The 2,527-nt window shown below is 68.6% G+C and carries 3 protein-coding genes; 2 read left to right on the top strand and 1 reads right to left on the bottom strand.

What is annotated here, in order from left to right:
• The coding region (locus G6016_RS15235) for a 2,4-dienoyl-CoA reductase FMN-binding domain-containing protein (protein WP_422110494.1) at positions 1 to 1,172 on the bottom strand (1,172 nt) is incomplete at its 3' end.
• A 223-nt stretch (positions 1,173 to 1,395) separates the two neighbouring features.
• Between G6016_RS15235 and G6016_RS15240 the strand changes: the two genes are divergently transcribed.
• Together G6016_RS15240 and relB are read left to right on the top strand one after the other, a co-directional pair.
• Positions 1,396 to 1,995: a CAP domain-containing protein gene (locus G6016_RS15240; RefSeq protein ID WP_182633460.1), complete on the top strand. Its 600-nt coding sequence runs from the start codon at positions 1,396 to 1,398 to the stop codon at positions 1,993 to 1,995.
• Between the two features lie 238 nt (positions 1,996 to 2,233).
• A partial coding sequence (gene relB, locus G6016_RS15245) for a type II toxin-antitoxin system RelB family anti-toxin (protein WP_182633461.1) occupies positions 2,234 to 2,527 on the top strand: 294 nt, incomplete at its 3' end.

Consider the following 2,527-nt stretch of genomic DNA (forward strand, 5'->3'; position numbering starts at 1 on the left):
CAGGCGAGCCCCGCCGGCCCGGCCCCCACCACGGCGACCCGCTGACGGGCGGGCGCCACGGTGAGCACGAGGTCGGTCTCGCGGCCTGCGCGCGGGTTGACCAGGCAGGACGCGCGCCTATTGGCAAAGGTGTGGTCGAGGCACGCCTGGTTGCACGCAATACAGATGTTGATTTCATCGGCCCGGCCCTCGGCGACCTTCGACATGAAGGCGGGGTCGGCGAGCAGCGGCCGCGCCATCGACACCAGATCTGCCTGGCCGCCGGCGAGGATCTGCTCGGCCGCGTCGGGGGTGTTGATGCGGTTGGAGGCGATGACCGGCACACCGACCTCGGACTTGAGGCGGCCCGCGAGGTCGGCGAACGCGGCGCGCGGCACCGAGGTGACGATGGTGGGAATGCGGGACTCGTGCCAGCCGATTCCGGTGTTGAACACGTTGACGCCCGCCGCCTCCAGACGCTGGGCGAGTTCGGCGGTCTCGGCCCAGGTCTGGCCGCCGTCAACCAGGTCGAGAAGACTGATGCGGTACTGGATGAGGAAGTCGGGGCCGACCTCGTCCCGGACGCGACGCACGATCTCCTCCGGGAACCGCATGCGTTTGCTGGCGGTGCCGCCCCAGGCGTCGTCACGGTGGTTGGTGCGGGCGGCGAGGAACTGGTTGATGAGGTAGCCCTCGGAGCCCATGATCTCGATGCCGTCGTAGCCCGCCCGCTTGGCCAGCCGGGCCGCGCGAGCCCAGTCGCCGATGGTCCGCTCGACGCCCTTCGCGCTCAGCCCACGGGCCTTGAACATGCTGATGGGTGACTTGGTGGACGAGGCCGAACGCACCATCGGCTGATAGCCGTACCGTCCGGCGTGGAGCACCTGGAGCAGGATGCGCGATCCCTCGGCGTGGACGGCATCCGTGAGTCCGCGGTGCTTGTCCGCCCTGCGTTGCGTGGCCATGGTCGACCCCGCCGGCAGGAGCCAGCCCTCGACGTTCGGTGAAAATCCTCCCGTCACGAGCATCGTGGCGCCACCGCGCGCACGCTCGACGAAGTAGGCGGTGAGCTCGGGGATGTGCTTGGCCCGGTCCTCGAGGCCGGTGTGCATCGACCCCATGACCAGGCGGTTTCGCAGCGTGAAGGGTCCTACGTCGAGGGGACTGAGGAGGTGCGGATGGCTCGCGCTCATGGCGGGAACTGTAACTGGTGCGGCCCGAACTTACTCGAGAGTAAGAAAAATCGATTGCCGCGCTTCTCTCGCCGCCCCCGCGACTAACACCCCTGTAACGCATGTGACTAAAGTGGCGACAGATGCAGGAGTGACGACTGTGGCGGGCTGTTCCGCCGCACTCGTCTCCTCACCGCAACCAGGCACCGGCGGGAGTCGGAGCCTTCAGGAAAGGACCCATCGCGTGCGCCATCAGCTCCGTTCAGCCTTCGTCATTACCGCCTCCGCCCTTCTGCTCGGCTCGGGCGCCGGCACCGCGGCCGCCCAGGGGTCCCTGCAGTTCGAGCTACCGTTCCCTCTGGCCATCCCCGGCCTGTCCTCGCTGGCCGCGGACGCCGGGCTCGCGCCCGCCGACGCCGCCGCGGCCGGCATCCCCTCGCCTGCCGACTTCGCCCCGGCCGAGCTCCGGGCAATGGCCTTCGAGGGAAGTGTCGTGGCGGCGGTCAACGATGCGCGCTTCGCGGTGGGCGCCGGCCGTCTGGTCACCGACCCCGCGCTGGAGGCCTCCGCTCGCGAGCGCGCCGCGGAACTGGCCAGCGGCAACTCGACGACCGGCGAGGTCACGGTGCCCGAGGATGCCGTGCCCGAGGCATCCGCAGACACCGACCGCACGACTCTCGCCCTGCCCGCCGGGTCGACTCCGCAGAACGCGGTGGCCACCCTCATCGGCGATACGGGGATGCGCGAGCGCATGCTCGACGGCGAGTTCACGAAGGTCGGCGTGGGCGTCGCCACTGCCGAGGACGGCACCGTCCATGTGGTGCAGGAGTTCTCTCGCGGCTGACCCGGCGGCTCGCTCAGCGCCCCTCGCCCGATCGGCCCCGCGCCGGTGGACGGCGAGGGGTGCGTTCATTTGTGGACCATCCTCGACCGGACACAGGCAACAGCGCGGCCATCGCCGACAGAACCCACAGGTTCTACAATCGCTTCATGCCGATCGTCGACATCCCGCTCGCAGCCGTCCGAATCGCCTCGTCGGAGCAGGATTCTCGAGTTCGCACCTTGAGAGGAGATTGATCACCATGGCAATGACCCTGAAGGACTTCGTCGCGGAACATCCGGTAGACCGCGAGCGAGTCGACGCGCACAAGGAGCGGATGCTCGCCGAGGTGCGCGCCTACCGACTGCGGGAACTCCGCGAGCAGGCCGGATTGACCCAGCAGCAACTCGCAGATCGCATCGGCGTCTCCCAGCGTCAAGTCTCCAAGATCGAACACGGAGATATTGACAACGCGAAGGTCGGGACGATTCGCGGATACCTCGAGGCAGTCGGCGGAGGCCTCACCCTTGAGTACGTAAGCGGCGACGAACGCGTC

It is taken from the genome of Dietzia aerolata (assembly GCF_014144865.1).
Taxonomy (GTDB): domain Bacteria; phylum Actinomycetota; class Actinomycetes; order Mycobacteriales; family Mycobacteriaceae; genus Dietzia; species Dietzia aerolata.